This is a genomic window from Stenotrophomonas sp. Steno-C17 (assembly GCF_056393165.1).
In genome coordinates, this window is sequence record NZ_JBWJPD010000020.1 from 41,180 (window position 1) to 60,100 (window position 18,921).

Sequence of the window (18,921 nt, forward strand, 5' to 3'; positions counted from 1 at the left end):
CCTCGTGCAGAAACGCATCCTGATCGTCGATGACGAGCCCGCGATCCGAGAAATGGTCGCCTTCGCCCTGCGCAAGGGCGATTACGAGCCGGTCCACGCGGGCGATGCCCGTGAAGCCCAGACCGCCATCGCCGACCGCGTGCCGGACCTGATCCTGCTGGACTGGATGCTGCCGGGCACCAGCGGCCTGGACCTGGCCCGTCGCTGGCGCAAGGAAACGCTGACCCGCGAAGTGCCGATCATCATGCTGACCGCACGCGGCGAAGAGAACGACCGCGTGGGCGGCCTGGAAGCCGGCGTGGACGACTACGTGGTCAAGCCGTTCTCCGCGCGCGAACTGCTGGCACGCATCCGCGCCGTCATGCGCCGCGCCCGCGATGACGACGAGGACGGCAGCGTGTCGGTCGGCCCGATCCGCATCGACGGCGCCGCCCACCGCGTGTTCGCCAACGACCAGCCGGTGCCGATCGGCCCGACCGAATACCGCCTGCTGCACTTCTTCATGACCCACCCCGAACGCGTGTACACCCGCGCGCAGCTGCTGGACCATGTGTGGGGCGGCAGCGTGTACGTGGAAGAGCGCACCATCGACGTGCACATCCGCCGCCTGCGCAAGACGCTGGAACCGTTCAACGCCGAAAACATGGTGCAGACCGTGCGCGGCGCCGGCTACCGCTTCTCTACCGCTACCTGAGCCTCGTCGTGCCGGCACCGCGCACCTGCCGGTGCCGGTGTCGGCAACTCTGCTATAACCCTCGGTTCACCGCGTGAACCGCCGCCTCCAACGACGAGACCGCAATGCCCCGCCACATCCGCTCCGCCTGGTTGAAGACGCTGGCCTCCGTGGCAGCGGTATTGGTGCTGGCCGGCGTGGTCGGGTGGTTCAGCGGGCATCTGTGGCTGTGCGTCGCGCTGGCCGCACTGGCCACGCTGGCCTGGCACTACTGGCGCCTGCGCAGCGTGCTGCGCCGGCTGACCGCGCGCCAGCGCTGGGAAACCGCCGAGGAAGGGTCCGGCGTGTGGAACGAGCTGGACCGCCTGCTGTACCGCAACCAGGTGGAAATGCGCGTACGCAAGCGCCGCCTGCTGGACATGCTTCGCAGCTACCGTGCCGCCGCCGCCGCGCTGCCCGATGCGGTGGTGGTGCTGGACCGCAACAGCCAGCGCGTGCAGTGGTTCAACGAAGCGGCCACTGCCCTGCTCGGCCTGCACCACCCCGGTGATCTGGGCGAAGCACTGGTCGACCGCCTGCAACCGATGCCGCTGGCGCACTGGCTGGCCGGTGGGCGCAATGCCGAACCGATCCTGGATGTGCCCTCGCCGGTCGACCCGGCCATCCGCCTGAACCTGCGGCTGATTCCCTACTCGCAGGACTACTGGCTGCTGATCGCGCGCGATGTCAGCAAGCTGCTGCGGCTGGAACAGGTCCGCCGCGATTTCGTGGCCAACGTGTCGCACGAACTGCGCACGCCGCTGACCGTGGTGCATGGCTACCTGGACATGATGGACCCGGAGGATTTCCCGGGCACCGGCCCGATGCTGGAAGAAATGCGCAAGCAGAGCCAGCGCATGGCCCAGCTGGTGGAAGACCTGCTGACCCTGTCGCGGCTGGAATCGCAGGAGCACAGCGAGGAAGAGACCGTGGCCATGCAGCCGATGCTGGCCACCCTGCGCCGCGAGGCCGAGGCGCACAGCCAGGGCCGCCACCAGATCAGCGTGGAAGATCTGGCCGGGGTGGACCTGCAGGGCTCGACCAAGGAGCTGCACAGCGCCTTCTCCAACCTGGTGACCAACGCCGTGCGCTACACCCCGGCCGGTGGCCGCATCGACGTGCAGTTCCGTCGCGAAGGCGATGGCGTGGTGCTGGCCGTGCGCGATACCGGCTACGGCATTCCGGCCAACCACCTGCCGCGCCTGACCGAGCGCTTCTACCGTGTATCCAGCAGCCGCTCGCGCGAGAGCGGCGGCACCGGCCTGGGCCTGTCCATCGTCAAGCACATCCTTGGCCTGCACCACGCCCGGCTGGAGATCGACAGCGAAGTCGGCAAGGGCTCGGTGTTCGCCTGCCATTTCGATGCCGACCACGTACGAACGCGCGACACCGCCCCCCTGACTTCCCTCGAAGAATGACGCCATGAGCAGCCTCGGATCCCTCCCCCTCCCCGTGAGCCCGGACAACGATCCGTTGCGCGACCCGGCGCTGTACATCAACCGCGAACTGTCGCAGCTGGATTTCAACTTCCGCGTGCTGGCCCAGGCCATGGACCCGCAGGTACCGCTGCTGGAGCGCCTGCGCTTCATGTGCATTTCCTGCACCAACCTGGACGAATTCTTCGAGATCCGTGCCGCGGCAGTGCGCCACGCGCAGGAATTCGGCCTGCCGCCGGCGCCCGATGGCATGAGCCCGCAGACCATCCTCAATGCGATCCACGAGCGCGCCGCTGAGCTGGTGGACCAGCAGTACCGCTGCTGGAACGAGACCCTGCGCCCGGCGCTGATGGAGGCGGGCATCGGCGTGCTCGGCCGCCATTCCTGGAGCGACCGCCAGCGCCGCTGGCTGCGCGCGTACTTCCGCAACGAGATCATGCCGGTGCTGTCGCCGCTGGGCCTGGACCCGGCGCATCCGTTCCCGAAGATCCTCAACAAATCGCTGAACATCGTGGTGGTGCTGAAGGGCACCGACGCGTTCGGTCGTGCCGGCCACCTGGCCATCGTGCGCGCGCCGCGTTCGCTGCCACGCATCATCCAGCTGCCGGAAAAACTGGGCGGCCCGCAGAACTTCGTGTTCCTGTCGTCGGTGCTGTCCACCTTCGTGGACGAGCTGTTCCCGGGCATGGAAGTCCAGGGCGCCTACCAGTTCCGCGTCACCCGCAATTCGGAACTGGTGGTGGACGAGGAAGAAGTGGAGAACCTGGCGCTGGCCCTGCGCGACGAACTGGTGGACCGCGGCTACCGGCCGGCGGTGCGTCTGGAGATCGCCCATGACATGCCGCGCGAGATCGTGCGCACCCTGCTGCAGAACTTCGGCCTGACCGAAAACGCGGTGTACCGCATCGACGGCCCGGTAAACCTCAACCGCATCATCCAACTGTACGACCTGATCGCGCAGCCGGATCTGAAGTACCCGCCGATGACCCCGCGCACGCTGCGCGACAGCGACGGCATCTTCGACACCGTGGCCCGCCAGGACCTGCTGCTGCACCACCCCTTCGATGCCTTCAGCGCGGTGCTGGACCTGATCAAGCAGGCGGCGATCGACCCGAATGTACTGGCGATCAAGCAGACCCTGTACCGCACCGGCAAGGATTCGCAGATCGTGGAGGCCCTGATCCAGGCCGCGCGCAACGGCAAGGACGTGACCGTGGTGGTGGAACTGCGCGCGCGCTTCGACGAAGAGGCCAACCTGGGCCTGGCCGACCGCCTGCAGGAAGCCGGCGTACAGGTGGTGTACGGCGTGGTCGGCTACAAGACGCACGCCAAGATGCTGCTGATCGTGCGCCGCGAGGGCCGCAAGCTGCGCCGCTACGTGCACCTGGGTACCGGCAATTACCACAGCGGCACCGCGCGCGCGTACACCGACATCAGCCTGATCACCGCTGATGCAGACATCGGCAACGATGTGCACCTGCTGTTCCAGCAGCTGTCCGGGCTGGCCTCGAAGATGAAGCTCAAGCGCCTGCTGCAATCGCCCTTCACCCTGCACACCGGCATCCTGGGCCGGATCGAGCGCGAAACCCGCATCGCCGCGGCCGGTCGCCCGGCGCGCATCATCGCCAAGATGAACGCACTGAACGAACCGCAGGTGGTGCGCGCGCTGTACGCCGCCTCGCAGGCCGGGGTGCAGATCGACCTGATCATCCGCGGCGCCTGCACACTGCGCCCGGGCGTACCGGGGGTGTCGGACAACATCCGCGTACGCTCCATCGTCGGCCGTTTCCTGGAACACAGCCGGGTGTACTGGTTCGGCAATGACGGCGCCCCGGAACTGTTCTGCGCCAGCGCCGACTGGCTGGAACGCAACCTGCTGCGCCGGGTCGAGACCGGCTTCCCGATCCTGGACCCGGACCTGGCCAAGCGGGTGTACCGCGAAGTGCTGCAGAACTACCTGGACGACAACCTCAACGCGTGGGAGCTGGACGCCGAAGGCGTGTACCACAAGCGCGCCCCAGCCCACGATGAAGCGCCGCATTCGGCACAGATGGCGTTGATGCAGGGGCTGTGACCCGGTAGGTGCCGACCTTGGTCGGCACAACGCGCTCCATGCAGAACACTGGGGTCAGAGCCCGTTGCGCAGCAACGGGATCCGACCCCGTGCCGTCCGGACAGCCGGTAGGTGCCGACCTTGGTCGGCACGTTGGGGCCCATCCACGCATGGCGTGGATCTACCATGTCGACCAAAGTCGACACCTACCAACAGCAAAGGCAGTCGAGCATGGCTCGACTCTACAAAAGCGATTCAACACCGGGGTCAGAGCCCGTTGCGCAGCAACGGGATCCGACCCAGTGCCGTCCGGACAGCCGGTAGGTGCCGACCTTGGTCGGCACGTTGGGGCCCATCCACGCATGGCGTGGATCTACCATGTCGACCAAGGTCGACACCTACCAACAGCAAAGGCAGTCGAGCATGGCTCGACTCTACAAAAGCGATTCAACACCGGGGTCAGAGCCCGTTGCGCAGCAACGGGATCCGACCCCGTGCCGTCCGGACAGCCAGTAGGTGCCGACCTTGGTCGGCACGTTGGGGCCCATCCACGCATGGCGTGAATCTACCGTGTCGACCAAGGTCGACACCTACCTGCAGCAGAAGCAGTCGAGCATGGCTCGACTCTACAGAAGCGATTCAACACCGGGATCTGCCCCCTCGCCGTTCCGACAGACCGCGGGAACTGTCGAAGGCGGGGTGGGTCCGGTTGCGGGGGTGTCCGCGGCATGGATGCCGCGGCCAAGCTTACAAGGACGTACTTGCGCCGTCCCCCGCAACCGGACCCACCCCGCCATCCCACGGACAGCCCGCCTTTGACGTTGACGTTGACGTTGATCCGGCGGGTGCAGGGCGCAGCCCTGCCGCATAGCCCCCCCACAATGTGAAGGCCGCGCGGTGACGAGCACACCGCCCCTTCGGCTAACATTCGCCCATGCCGCATACCACCACGACTCCGCCCGCATTGCAGGATGGCGACCTGCTGGCCGCCATCGACCTTGGCTCCAATAGTTTCCACATGGTCATCGCGCGCTACACGCTTGGCCAGTTGCGGGTGATCGACCGCCTGCGCGAAACGGTGCGCATGGCCGATGGCCTGGACGGCAAAGGCGGTCTGTCCGCCGCCGCCCGCCAGCGCGCGCTGGAATGCCTGGCCCGCTTCGGCCAGCGCATCCGCAACGTGCCGCCGCACCGCGTGCGTGCCCTGGCCACCAACACCGTGCGCCAGCTGCGTTCGCCGCAGGCGTTCCTGATGCCGGCCGAAACCGCGCTGGGGCATGCCATCGAAGTGGTCAGCGGCCGCGAAGAAGCCCGCCTGATCTATCTGGGCGTGGCCCATGCACAGCCGCCCAAGGCCGACCAGCGCCGCCTGGTGATCGACATCGGCGGCGGCTCCACCGAATTCATCATCGGCATGGGCATGCAGACGCTCGAGCGCGAGAGCCTGCAGGCCGGCTGTATTGCCAGCACGCGCCGCTTCTTCCCCGGAGGCAAGCTCAGCCGCAAGCGCTGGAAGGACGCGCTTGCCGAGATCGGCCGCGAGTTCCAGCCCTTTGCCAGCAAGTACCGCGCGCTGGGCTGGCACGAGGCGCTGGGCTCGTCGGGCACGCACAAGGCGATCAGCGAGATCTGCGCCAGCATGAAGCTGAGCAAGGGCGCGATCACCGCCGAAGCCCTGCCACAGCTGCGCGATGAACTGCTGAAGGCCAAGAAGATCGACGACATCGTGCTGCCGGGCCTGTCCAGCGACCGCCGGCCGATCATCGCTGGCGGCATCCTGGTGCTGGAGGCGGCGTTCCAGGCGCTGGGCCTGCAGAAGCTGCTGGTCAGCAAGGCCGCCATGCGCGAAGGCATCCTGTACGACATCGTCGGCCGCGCTGGCGAGAACGATCCGCGCGACGAGTCGGTGGCCGCACTGACCCAGCGCTACGGCATTGATACCGCCCAGGCCGACCGCGTGCAGGACACCGCCCTGGGGCTGCTGGAACAGGTGCAGGAGCGCTGGAAGCTGGATGCCGACGATGCGCGCATGCTCGGCTGGGCCGCGCGCCTGCACGAGCTGGGCCTGATGATCGCCCACAGCGGTTACCACGTGCACGGCAGCTACGTGCTGGAAAACTCCGACATCGCCGGCTTCTCGCGGCAGGAACAGCAGATGCTGGCCGCCCTGGTGCGCAGCCATCGGCGCAACGTGGGCAAGTCCACCTTCGATGCCCTGCCCGAGCGTCTGCTGCTGACGGCGCGCCGGTTGACCGCCCTGCTGCGGCTGGCCGTACTGCTCAACCGCGCCCACGAAGACGTGCCGCCCCCGGCGCTGGAACTGACCGCCGACGACAACCGCCTTTCGCTGATCGTGCCGCAGGCCTTCATCGATGCCCGCCCCCTGCTGCGTGCCGACCTGATCGGCGAAACCGAGGGTCTGGCCGGGCTCGGCCTGCAGTTCCGCCCGTTCGTGGTGTGACCCCGCGCCGGCGGCGCGCCGGCCTCCGAACGCTCCCGACAACGGCCCGGAAATGGGCCGTTGCCGTCTGCGTTTTGCGCAATCGGCAAGCTGAATGCGGATTCAGGTTTCTGATGGACACCTGAGCGACGGCCATCAGCATGACGCTAAGCCCTTGCTTTTATTAATTTTGCGTGATCTTCACGCGACAGGAATCGACACATTTCGTAACACCCCCTTTACAGATGGTTAACGAACGAGAATAAATCGAAGTCACCGGCTCAGTCCTGACAGGCGAAACCGGGTTTCGCAGGCCCTTTTGGCCTGCATCTGCAGCCTCAACGAGAGAGAGAGACTCGATGACTTCACGCTCCACCGTGCTGGGCCAGGCGATCCGCCATGCCCTGATCGTCGGCACCGCGACCATCGCGCTGCCTGCCCTGGCCCAGGACGGCGCCCCCACCACCCTCGATCGCATCGAGATCACCGGTTCGCGCATCCGCCAGGTCGACGTGGAAAACGCCAACCCGGTGCTGGCGATCTCGCGCAAGGACATCGAACGCCAGGGCTTCAGCTCGGTGGCCGACATCCTGCAGAACGTCACCGCCATGGGCAGCCCGGCCATCAGCCGCGCCAACGTGCTGAGTGCCGGTGAAAACGCGGGCGGCACCTACATCGACATGCGCAACCTGGGCGCGCAGCGCACTCTGGTGCTGGTGAACGGCAAGCGCCTGGGCATCAGCACCTCCGGTTACCAGGACGTGTCGAGCCTGCCGGTGTCGGCGGTGGAGCGCATTGAAGTGCTGAAGGACGGCGCCTCGGCCATCTATGGTTCGGACGCCATGGCCGGCGTGGTCAACATCATCACCCGCCACAACGTCACCGGCGTGACCGCCAACGTCTACCACGGCCAGTACAGCCAGGGCGACGGCGCACGCGACCGCTTCGACGTGGTGGCCGGCTGGGCCAACGACCGTGGCTCCATCACGCTGTCGGCCGAGCATTCCGAAGAAAAGGCCGTGTGGGCCAAGGACCGCGACTTCAGCGCCTTCGGCAACACCTCGCGCCACCCGACCGAGGCGTGGACCACGGTCAGCCAGTGGGGCCAGATCACCGGCCTGCGCGGCCCGGGCTGCACCGCGGCCAACAACGGCACCTGCAGCTACTCGCTGAACCGCGGCGCCGACCCGCTGAACCCGGCCAACTACCACCTGACCAATGCCAATGCACCCGATGGCGATGTCAGCAACACCAACGAACAGATGCACCTGAACTATCCGCTGAAGCGGGACTCGGTGTTCGTCGATGGCCGCCTGAACATCACCGACAACGTGCACTTCAGCACCCAGCTGGGCTACAACAAGCGCGAGTCGAGCCGCCAGATCGCCGGCTACCCGCTGCAGTCGTCCACGGCCGGCATCGGTTCGATGTCGATCGACAGCTACTTCAACCCGTTCGGTCGCAAGAACGGCTACGCCACCCCGACCGCCGTGGCCTGGAACCACCGCACCTGGGAAGTGCCGCGCGTCAGCGACAGTGAACTGAAGACCTACCGCGCCGTGGCCGCCTTCGATGGCACCTTCAACATCGGCGAGCGCTACTTCGACTGGGAAGTGGGCTACCAGTACAACAAGAACGAGCTGCGCCAGCACGCCACCGGCAACCTGCACAAGGAACGCGTGAAGAACGCGGTCGGTCCGTCGTACTACAACGCCACCACCGGCAAGGTGGAGTGCGGCAGCGCCGCTGCACCGATCGCCAACTGCATGGTCTGGAACCCGCTGGTCGCCGCCGGTGTGGTGAACCCGTACGGGCTGACCGGCAACCAGGCCCTGATCGACTACCTGATGTCGGCCGAGGATTCGTCCGGCAAGACCGTTGGCAAGAACTTCTTCGCCACCATCGCCGGCAGCATCCTGACCCTGCCGGGCGGCGACTTGGGCTTTGCGTTCGGTGTTGAGAACCGCAAGGAAACCGGCGAGTTCATTCCCGATGCGCTGGCCCAGACCGGTGCCACCACCAACCTGGCCGCCGGCCCGACCGGTGGCGGCTACAAGGTGAAGGAAGCCTACCTGGAGTTGAACGCGCCGATCCTGGCCGATCTGCCGGGTGCGCAGGAGCTGACCCTGAACGCGGCGACGCGTTTCTCGGACTACGACACCTTCGGCAACACGCTGAACAGCAAGTTCGGCTTCAAGTGGCGCCCGATCGAACAGCTGATGGTGCGTGGCACCTGGGCTGAAGGCTTCCGCGCCCCGACCATCAACGACCTGTACGGCGGTGGTTCGGAAACCTTCACCACCGGCTATGCCGATCCCTGCGACACCGTCTACGGCCCGTCGCGCACCAGCGCCGCCGTGCGCGCGCGCTGCGCCCGCGACATCGCCAACGCTGACACCTACCGTCAGCTGAAGCAGGGCAACGTGCCGATCACCAGCAGCACCGACCAGACCCCGGTGCCGTTCACCAACGGCTCCAACCCGCTGCTGCAGCCGGAAACGTCCAAGAGCAAGACCCTGGGTGTGGTGTGGAGCCCGAACTTCATCCAGAACTTCAACGTGTCGCTGGACTGGTGGAAGATCCGCATCGACAACACCATCGTGGCTGACAGCCCGAACCAGATCCTGATCGACTGCTACGAGCAGGGCATCGATTCGCGCTGCTCGCAGTTCACCCGTGACCCGGTGCTGGGCATCGTCAACAAGCTGACCTACGGCAACCGTAACGCCGGTTTCCTGGAAACCGAAGGTTACGACATGGAGCTGACCTACCGTCTGGACACCGACGCGCTGGGCACCTTCAGCACCCAGTGGTCGACCACCTACGTCAGCTCGAACGTCTTCCGTTCCACCAACGACCCGACCGTGGTGCCGACCCCGGTCAACGGCATCTCCACCAACGCCACCAGCGGCTTCCGCGTGCGTTCCAACCTGACCCTGGGTTGGGACAAGGGTGACTTCGGTGTCAGCTGGACCGCCCGCTACTACTCCGGCGTGAAGGAGACCTGCCTGAACGTGGTCGCGCATCCGGATGAATGCTCCGATCCGGGCGTGCGTGCACCGTGGTTCTCCGGTTCGCGCAACTACAACGAGCGTGGTTCGGTCACCTTCCACGACGTGCAGTTCCGCTACAACCTGCCGTGGGATGCCACCGTGGCCGTCGGTGCCAACAACGTGTTCGAGAAGTACGGCCCGAACATGTACACCAAGCCGAACTCGGTGTTCTCCTACTACGGTGGCTACGACATCGGTCGCTTCGTCTACCTGAAGTACCAGCAGCGCTTCTGATCCCGCGCGTTGCCGCAGTGAAGTGACACGACCACGGCCCTTCGGGGCCGTGGTTTTTTTTGTCGCCAATGAACCGCCGCAACGTTTGCCGCGCCAGCGGCGCAGCGCCCTTCGGCGGTGTCTCGTTCCGCACTGCAACGCGCGCAAGTTGTTGAACGTCCGCCACTAGTGCGGAACACGACAGTCGCCACGCAGCACGTGGTCGCTTTCTGCCTTTACGGAAATTCAACGCCACGCGTTAGTGGCGTGCCGTCGCGACCCCGGTCGTGGCGGACGGACCGGCCCGCACCTTGGGCGTCCGCTTCCACACAAAGAGAGAGAGACTGCATGACGTCGAGAACCTCCCCGCTGGGTTGGGCGATCCACTGCGCATTGGCGACCACCGGCATGGCGGCAGCCCTGCCCGCACTGGCCCAGGAGTCCCCCGCGCCGACTACCCTGGACCGCATCGAAATCACTGGTTCGCGTATCCGCCAGGTTGACCTGGAAACCGCGCAGCCGGTGTTGACCATCAGCCGCGCCGACATCGAGCGACAGGGTTTCAATTCCGTGGCAGACATCCTGCAGAACCTGACGGCCATGGGCAGCCCGACACTGAGCCGCGCCAGCCCACTGAGTGCCGGCGAAGCCGCCGGCGGCAGCTACGTCGATATGCGCGGGCTGGGTTCAGAACGCACACTGGTGCTGGTCAACGGCAAGCGGCTGGGCATGACCACCACCGGCCGGCAGGACATCTCCAGCATTCCCGCCGCAGCGGTGGAGCGCATGGAAGTCCTGAAGGACGGCGCGTCAGCCATCTATGGTTCCGACGCGATGGCCGGCGTGGTCAACATCATCACCCGTCGCAACGTGGAAGGCGTGACGGCCAGTGTCTACCAGGGCCAGTACAGCGAAGGCGATGGCGCGCGCAGCCAGTTCGACGTGGTGGCAGGCTGGTCCAATGACCGCGCCTCGCTTACCTTCGTCGCCGAGCATGTCGAGGAAAAAGGCGTGTGGGCGAAGGATCGCGGATTCAGCGCGTACACCAACACCGATCGCCACCCTGACGATGGCTGGACCACGGTCGGTCAATGGGGGCGCATCGTCGGTTTCCAGGGGCCGGGCTGCAGCAGCCGCCAAGGCTGCAGCTACTCCCTCAACCGGGGCAGCGCGCCGGGGGGACCGGACAGCATGCACCACAGCGACAACACGCCCTTCACCGGTGATGTCAGCAACAGCAACGAGCAGATGCACCTGCAGACGCCGATCCGGCGCGACTCGGTGTTCGTCGATGCCCGCGCAGACCTGAACGACCAGCTCCGCATCACCACGCAACTGGGCTACAACCAGCGCACCACGACGCGGCAGATCGCCGGCTACCCGTTCCAGTCCGCGGCAGCGGGCATCACGCCCATGTCGGCTGACAGCTGGTTCAATCCCTTTGGCCGCCACCACGGATATGAGACGCCCAGTGACGTGGAGTGGAACCGTCGCACCTGGGAGATTCCGCGCGTCAGCACCAGCGAACTGACCACCTGGCAGGCCGTGGCCGCCCTCGAGGGCAACGTCGAGTTCGGCGGCCACAGCTTCGACTGGGAAGCCGGATACCAGTACAACCGCAGCGAGCTGGTCCAGCATGCCACTGGCAACCTGCACAAGCAGCGGGTGGCCGATGCCACCGGGCCGTCGTTCTACAACCCTGAAACCGGCCGGGTGGAATGCGGGACACCGGAGGCGCCCATTGCCGGCTGCAAGCCCTGGAATCCGCTGGTGCCCCATGGCCAGCACGACCCGTATGGGTTGACCGGCAATCCCGAACTGCAGGACTGGCTGTTCCCCGAGGAGGTCACCCGCGGCCGCACCACCACGCGCACGCTCTTTGCGAGCCTGAGCGGAAGCCTCGCCACCCTGCCCGCCGGTGAACTCGGCTTTGCCCTGGGCGCGGAGAGCCGACGCGAGGATGGCCGTTTCATTCCCGATGCGCTGGCGCAGACCGGCGCCACCACCAACCTGGCCGCAGGGCCCACCGGCGGTGGCTACCGCGTGGACGAAGCGTATCTGGAACTGAACATACCGGTGCTGCGTGATGTGGCGGGCGCGCGCGAGGTCACCCTGAATGCCGCCACGCGCTATTCCGACTACACCACCTTCGGCGGCACCCTCAACAGCAAGTTCGGTTTCACCTGGAAGCCGATCGACCAACTGCTGGTCCGTGGCACCTGGGCCCAGGGCTTCCGTGCACCGACCATCTCCAACCTCTATGGCGGCGGATCGCAAACCTTTACGACCGGCTTCCGCGATCCGTGCGACACCGTGTACGGTGCCGCCGCCAGCAGCCCGGAGGTGGGCGCACGCTGCGCGGCCGACATCGCCAACGCAGACAGCTATCGGCAGCTCGGCCAGGGCAACGAACCGATCACCGGCAGCAGCGGGCAGACGCCGTGTCCGTTCACCAACGGCTCCAATCCCGACCTGCAACCGGAAACGGCGACCAGCCGAACGCTGGGCCTGGTCTGGAGCCCCACGTTCGCCGAAGGCCTGAACATTGCGCTGGACTGGTGGAAGATCCGCATCGACAACACCATCGTGCCCGACCATCCCAACGACATCCTGCGCGACTGCTACGAACTGGGCATCGCCGAGCGTTGCGGCAGCTTCACCCGCGATCCCACCCTGGGCATTGTCGATTCGCTGAACTACGGCAGCCGCAACAGCGGTTTTGTCCAGGCCGAGGGGTATGACCTGGAGATCGGCCACCAGATCGACACCCGCTGGGGCAAGCTGCGGGCCGACTGGAACACCACCTATGTGGTCAGTGCCAAGGAGCGGACCAGCAACGAGACCGATGTACCGCCGATTCCCAGCAACGGCATCGCCGGCAACGGCGGTATCGGCTTCCGCGTGCGCTCCACCGCCGCGCTGGGCTGGGAGCGTGGCGATTTCGGTGTGACCTGGAGCCTGCGCTACTTCTCCGCAGTCAAGGAACGCTGTCTGAACGCAGCGGAATACCCGGAGGAATGCTCGCACCCCGACCAGCGCGCGCCTTGGTTCAGCGGCAGCCGCGATTACAACCAGCGCGGCTCGGTCACCTTCCATGATGTGCAGGCGCGCTACACCCTGCCGTGGAAGGCGACGGTTTCGATCGGCGCCAACAACGTGTTCGGTCGCCAGGGGCCGGTCATGTACAGCCAGCCCAGCGCGAACTTCTCCTACTACGGTGGCTATGACATCGGCCGCTTCATCTACATGAAGTACCAGCAGCGCTTCTGAGCCACGCCACGGCCCTTCGGGGCCGTGGTCTGCTGTGCCCGGTGCGGCCGTCATCTGCGGGTCGCAATGCGGTCATATCGCCTACATGGGCAGGCCCGAGCATGCCGGAAAACCGGAGGCCCGCCATGCGCCATGCCATCGTCACCGAGACCTATCCGCCGGAGGTCAACGGCGTTGCACTGACCGTGCAGAGCCTGGAGCAGGGATTGCGCGCCGCCGGCCACGAGGTCGATCTGATCCGCCCACGACAGGCCAGTGAAGCGCTGGAAGCGGCGCCGGGCACGCTGCTGGTGCCGGGCGCCGCCCTGCCCCGCTACCCCGGCCTGCGCTTCGGCCTGCCCGCCCCGATCCGCCTGGGCCGGCACTGGCAGCAGCAGCGCCCCGACGCGATCTACATCGCCACCGAAGGCCCGCTGGGCTGGTCGGCGCTGCGCACCGCGCGGCGGCTTGGCATTCCCGTCGCCACCGGCTTCCACACCCGCTTCGACGAATACCTGCCCGACTACGGCGTGGCGTGGCTGCAGTCGGCCGCCATGCGCTGGATGCGCCGCTTCCACAACCAGGCCGACGCTACCCTGGTGCCGACCCGCGAACTGCAGCAGTTCCTCGGCGAACAGGGGTTCGAGCGGGTGCGGTTGCTGGCACGCGCGGTGGACAGCCAGCAGTTCGACCCGACCCGGCGCGATCCTGCGCTGCGCGAGGAATGGGGCGTGGACGGCAACGGCCTGGTCGCCCTGTACGTGGGCCGCATTGCCGCCGAGAAGAACCTGGGGCTGGCGGTGAAGGCATTCCGCCGCCTGCAGCAGGTACGGCCGAAGGCGCGCTTCGTGTTCGTGGGCGACGGCCCGGCACGCGAGAAACTGGCCCACGACAACCCTGACTTCATCTTCTGCGGCATCCAGCGCGGCGACGCCCTGGCCCGCCATTTCGCCAGCGGCGATCTGTTCCTCTTCCCCAGCCGCAGCGAGACGTTCGGCAACGTGACTCTGGAAAGCATGGCCAGCGGCCTGGCCACGGTGGCCTTCGACTACGGCGCCGCGCGCGAGTACCTGCGCAACGGCGAAAACGGCGCGGCGGTGGACGACGATGCGCAGTTCGTGGACGCGGCCGTGCAGTTGGGCAGCGACGACGCGCTGCGCCGCGAGCTGGGTGACAACGCGGCCCGCGCGATGAAGCGCCTGCACCCGCAGCAGGTCGTGGCCGAATTCGAATCGCTGCTGGCCGAACTGGCCCAGGCACGGAGGAATGGCCATGCGCACCACGCCGCTTGAGGGACTGGCCGGGCGCGAGGCACGCCTGTGCCGGCGTGCCAATCATTACTGCCGGCGGCGCCGGGTGCGCCGTCTGTTCGCGATCATCAGCCGGCTGGGCGACGGGGTGTTCTGGTATCTGCTGATGGGCGCGCTGGTGCTGGCCGATGGCTTCGACGGCTTGCGCGCATCGGTGCACATGGCCGCCACCGGGCTGGCCGCACTACTGCTGTACAAGGGCCTGAAGCGCTGGACCCGGCGCCCGCGCCCCTACGCGGCCGACCTGCGCATCCGTGCCTGGGTAGCGCCGCTGGACGAGTTCAGCTTCCCGTCCGGGCATACCCTGCACGCGGTGTCCTTCACCATCGTGGCGCTGGCGTACTACCCGTGGCTGGCACCGCTGCTGGTGCCCTTCACCCTGGGCGTGGGCCTGTCGCGGGTGGTGCTGGGCCTGCACTACCCCAGCGATGTGCTGGCCGCGACCGGCATCGCCACGCTGCTGGCGTGGGCCAGCCTGCGCTGGCTGCCGCTGCCGGTGTGATTCCGGAGGTCGATCCGCCGGCCATCGCGCCGCGCCAGCGGTAGCGCTGGGCCATGCCCGGCGGATGATGCCCTAGAATGCCCGCATGACCACGCTGTTCATTTCCGATCTGCATCTGGACCCCAGCCGTCCAGCCATCACCGACCTGTTCCTGCGCTTCCTGCGCGAGGAAGCGCCTGGCGCCGATGCGCTGTACATCCTCGGCGATCTGTTCGAAGCCTGGATCGGCGATGACACCCCGTCGCCGGTAGCCGATGCCGTGGCCGACGCGCTGAAGACACTTTCGGACAGCGGCGTGCCGGTCTACTTCATCCGCGGCAACCGTGATTTCCTGCTGGGCGAGGACTATGCGCGCCGCGCCGGGCTGCGCATCCTGCCCGACCCCTGCGTGATCGACCTGTACGGCCGCGCAGTGATGCTGCAGCACGGCGACCTGCTGTGCACCGATGACATTCCCTACCAGCAGTTCCGTGCGCAGACCCGCGATCCGGTATTCCAGGCGCAGTTCCTGGCGCAGCCGCTGGCCGCACGCATTGCCTTCGCGCAGAAGGCACGCGACGCCAGCCAGGCACGCCAGTCGGAAATGAAGCAGGGCGACCGCGCGCAGTTCGAAACGGTGACCGATGTCGCCCCGGCCGAGGTGGATGCCACCTTCGTACGCCACGGCGTGGATACGATGATCCACGGGCATACCCACCGCCCGGCCATCCACAACGTGCAGGCCGGTGGCCGCGCATGCACCCGTATCGTGCTGGGCGACTGGTACGAACAGGGCTCGGTGCTGCGCGTGGACGCCGGCGGTTGGCAGCTGGAATCGCTGCAGCGCGACTGAGGGGGGCATTGAGCAGAAACGCCGACCTGGGTCGGCGTTTCCGTTCTGCGAATCAGCGGAAGCCGGCGATGGTGGCCTTGGTGTTCACCAGCACGCGTTGGTTGTCGGCGCTGCTGGCAATGCCCATGGGCACGCCGTTGTAGCTGATGTTCGGGTTCGACCAGAAGTTCAGTCGCGGGCAGCCGGCCGAGCAGGCGTAGGCCATGATGGTGCGCCAGCGCGAACCGCTGGCCGGCTCGTAGCGATAGCCATGGCCGTAGGCATACGGCGAGGTGCTGGGATCGGTGGCGATGTCATGCCGCGCGCTCTGCAGGTGGCCGATTTCATGGGCAAACGAGTAATAGCCGGTGGCGCAGTCCCAGTACACCGCTGCGAACGCAGTGGACGCCGTGGAGCCGATGCCCGAGGCCAACCCGCAGTAACCGCTGTTGTTGATCAACAGCACGCCGACATCGGCGGCGGTGTTGTTGCGGCTGGTGTGGATGCTGTCCATGTAGCCGTCGCTGGTGTTGCGGAAGCGCGCCAGGTCGGTGCTGAAGTTGCCCGATTCGGTGTAGCTGGTGGTTTCAAACCCGGCCAGCTGCAGGGTGATGCCCACGTTGCTGTTGGTATAGCCCTGGTTGGATTCGGCCACCGCCAGCTGCACCAGCGATTGCATGTTGCCACCGTAGGCCGCCACCGCGGCGTTGGTGGCCACCACCAGCACACGGATCGTGGCCGGGCTGCCCGAGGAGGCCTGCGCGGCGCCGATGCGGTCGTTGGCCGGCATGCTGATCTTCGGCAGCTGGTTGTAGTCGGCCGGATGGTCGGCGGGCATGCGCGATTCATCCACTTCCACCAGCACATGGCGGTCGCCCAGCGGGCGCAGCCGGTACAGGGTGCCGTCCTTGCGGATGGAGCCGGTGAGTGAATTGCCCGAGCGCACCAGGATGACCGAGTTGGCCGGATCATCCTGGCCGGTGGCGCCCGCCTTCTGCAGGCGATCATCAGGACTGCGGATCTGCCCGTACCAGACACTGCCGCCGTCGCTCAACGATTCGCTGCGGCTGCGCGTGGCGACCACCTTCTGCCCCAGCAGCTCGAATTCCAGCTGCGACTGTGCCGTGGCCGCAGCGTCCACGCGCACTTCCTGCACCGTCGCGGTGGAGGGCGCCGAAAGCAACCTGCCCAGCTGTGGTTCACTGCTGGCCGAAGCCCGGCTGAGCACGGTGACCGGTTCGAACAACGGCGCCGCCTGCGCCACCGTCGCCATGCACAGCCCCAACAACACACCACCTGCCGCTTGACCGATGTTTCTGGACATCATCTTGTCGCTCCTTGGAGTGAAGTAGACAGCGTTGATGCAGCACGACCCGGCGCCGGGTGCAGCCATATGGCCTGCGCGCCCCGTGTGAATACAAGCGCCGCAACCGGCCAGCATGCGGATCTGTGACGGCCGGCAGCGGTGTTCAGACAGGTCAAGGGCGGCTGTACACTTCGCCCATACACTGCGTTCGCGCCGTCGTGACATGACCACCACAGGGGATGCACATGACTCCAGGCCAGACCCGCAACGGAGACAGTGGGCAGAGCGGCGTACTGCACCTGGGCCTGTTCTTCGATGGCACCCGCAACAACGCGCACAACCTGGCGCGCGGGCGAGCACAGCCACCGCAACCGCGCCCTGCGCTGCTGCGCGCCGACGACGATTCGACCTACCAGAGCCGGCTGACCAGCAGCTACTACAACGGCACCACCAACATCGCGCGCCTGCACCAGCTGTACCCGGACAGCCGCCGCGCGCCGCTGGCCGAACCCTCACTGGCGATCTACGTGGAAGGTGTCGGCACCCGCGACGATGCCGAGGATGATCTGATCGGCCTGGCCTTCGGCATCGGCGCCAGCGGCGTGCGGGCCAAAGTACAGCGCGCCCTGCACGAACTGCTGACGGGCGCGCTTTCGGCCCTGGCGGCGCATTGGCAGCAGCCCTTGCAGTCGGTGCAGGTCGATCTGTTTGGCTACTCACGTGGCGCGGCCGCCGCGCGCGACCTGGCCAACCAACTGCGCGGCTGGGATGCCGGCCAGTGGCGCCTGCGCCTGCAGGGCGCCGGCCTGCGCTGCAGCGCCGACTTCGCGTTGCCGCGCCCGGCGCTGCGCTTCATCGGCCTGTTCGATACGGTCGTCGCGGTCAGCGGCCGACGCGCCGACGAACAGCCACGCATCGCCCTGCCCCCTGGGATTGCCGAGCGCGTGGTGCAGCTGAGCGCGCGCGATGAGCACCGCCAGCACTACGCCTTGACCACCGTGGCCCCCTCGCACGAGGAAATCGCGCTGCCTGGCGTGCATGCCAACATCGGCGGTGGCTACGACCAGCGCGAGGAAGGCCCGAAGCTGCTGGGTCGACCACGCCGCCAGCCCCTGCGACGTGCGCCGGTGGCCGATTACCAGACTCCCTCGCTGGCGATGCTGCAGGCCACGACGGTCTATGCCGAAGCGCAGGCCGATGCCGAACGCTGGCGCCAGCAGCTCGGCGCAACCGAACAGGAAGTGTGGGTGGATGTGTGGCACCAGTGGCAGCAGCAGCGTCGCGCCGGCAGCCGCAGCGTGGTGATGGCGCCGGTGCTGCATGTGACTGCGGCCGTGGTGCTGCGGCGGCGCATCGACTGGCGCTACCAGTTGATCGCGCTGCAGGTGATGCAGCAGCATGCCGCACGGGCCGGGGTGCAGTGGAGCGCCGACGCCGCACAGGTGGAAGGCTGGGAACTGCCTGCGGCGCTGCAGCCGATCGCCCGCAGGCTGCTGGCGGGGCAAGCCCTGACGCCCACCCAGGAAGCACTGCTGCGCCGCCGTTACCTGATGCAGTCGGCGCACTGGAATTTCGATGCACTGGGCGATACCGCGCTCACGTTTGCCGCTGATGCGGGGGTAAGCGAGCTGCCATACCGCCCCGGGCCGGGCCTGTTCTACATCAACCGGCCGACGGTGGACGGACGGCGGGTGGTGTTGCCCAACGCGTGAGGTGCATCCACGCATGGCGTGGATGGCCGCGCGCTGATGCGCTGTGCCAAGCAAGCTTGGCACCTACCAGAAGCGGGTTCGCGCAGTAGATCCACGCCATGCGTGGATGACACCCATCGGCGCG

The 18,921-nt window shown here is 67.0% G+C and carries 11 protein-coding genes; 10 read left to right on the forward strand and 1 reads right to left on the reverse strand.

Annotated features, from left to right (window positions below; genetic code table 11):
- Positions 1-4 precede the first annotated feature (4 nt).
- From phoB to lpxH, 9 genes are all read left to right on the forward strand, one after another.
- Positions 5-694 carry a phosphate regulon transcriptional regulator PhoB gene (gene phoB / locus AC06FA_RS16495; RefSeq protein ID WP_108748700.1) on the forward strand — a complete coding sequence of 230 codons (690 nt, stop codon included), beginning with the start codon at positions 5-7 and terminating at the stop codon, positions 692-694.
- 104 nt (positions 695-798) lie between these two features.
- Positions 799-2,130 (forward strand): phosphate regulon sensor histidine kinase PhoR, encoded by a 1,332-nt coding sequence (gene phoR / locus AC06FA_RS16500; protein ID WP_478069239.1) that lies wholly within the window; start codon positions 799-801, stop codon positions 2,128-2,130.
- A gap of 4 nt (positions 2,131-2,134) precedes the next feature.
- Positions 2,135-4,222, forward strand: coding sequence for a polyphosphate kinase 1 (ppk1, locus tag AC06FA_RS16505; RefSeq protein ID WP_478069240.1), 2,088 nt, complete (start codon positions 2,135-2,137; stop codon positions 4,220-4,222).
- A 913-nt stretch (positions 4,223-5,135) separates the two neighbouring features.
- Positions 5,136-6,662: an exopolyphosphatase gene (gene ppx, locus AC06FA_RS16510; protein ID WP_478069241.1), complete on the forward strand. Its 1,527-nt coding sequence runs from the start codon at positions 5,136-5,138 to the stop codon at positions 6,660-6,662.
- Positions 6,663-7,000: 338 nt separating this feature from the next.
- Positions 7,001-9,928, forward strand: a complete 2,928-nt coding sequence (locus AC06FA_RS16515; RefSeq protein WP_478069242.1) for a TonB-dependent receptor domain-containing protein — start codon at positions 7,001-7,003, stop codon at positions 9,926-9,928.
- Positions 9,929-10,255: 327 nt separating this feature from the next.
- Positions 10,256-13,177, forward strand: coding sequence for a TonB-dependent receptor domain-containing protein (locus AC06FA_RS16520; protein WP_478069243.1), 2,922 nt, complete (start codon positions 10,256-10,258; stop codon positions 13,175-13,177).
- 125 nt (positions 13,178-13,302) lie between these two features.
- Positions 13,303-14,448 carry a glycosyltransferase family 4 protein gene (locus tag AC06FA_RS16525; RefSeq protein ID WP_478069244.1) on the forward strand — a complete coding sequence of 382 codons (1,146 nt, stop codon included), beginning with the start codon at positions 13,303-13,305 and terminating at the stop codon, positions 14,446-14,448.
- Positions 14,429-14,968, forward strand: a complete 540-nt coding sequence (locus tag AC06FA_RS16530; protein ID WP_478069245.1) for a phosphatase PAP2 family protein — start codon at positions 14,429-14,431, stop codon at positions 14,966-14,968. The genes AC06FA_RS16525 and AC06FA_RS16530 overlap by 20 nt, the downstream gene beginning before the upstream one ends.
- 85 nt (positions 14,969-15,053) lie before the next feature.
- Positions 15,054-15,800 carry a UDP-2,3-diacylglucosamine diphosphatase gene (gene lpxH, locus AC06FA_RS16535; protein WP_478069246.1) on the forward strand — a complete coding sequence of 249 codons (747 nt, stop codon included), beginning with the start codon at positions 15,054-15,056 and terminating at the stop codon, positions 15,798-15,800.
- A 52-nt stretch (positions 15,801-15,852) separates the two neighbouring features.
- On the opposite strand, the gene AC06FA_RS16540 is transcribed toward lpxH, so the two are convergent.
- Positions 15,853-17,106: a M12 family metallo-peptidase gene (locus AC06FA_RS16540; protein WP_478069247.1), complete on the reverse strand. Its 1,254-nt coding sequence runs from the start codon at positions 17,104-17,106 to the stop codon at positions 15,853-15,855.
- Positions 17,107-17,324: 218 nt separating this feature from the next.
- On the opposite strand from AC06FA_RS16540, the gene AC06FA_RS16545 reads away from it, so the two are divergent.
- Positions 17,325-18,797, forward strand: a complete 1,473-nt coding sequence (locus AC06FA_RS16545; RefSeq protein WP_478069248.1) for a DUF2235 domain-containing protein — start codon at positions 17,325-17,327, stop codon at positions 18,795-18,797.
- The last annotated feature ends 124 nt before the right edge of the window (positions 18,798-18,921 follow it).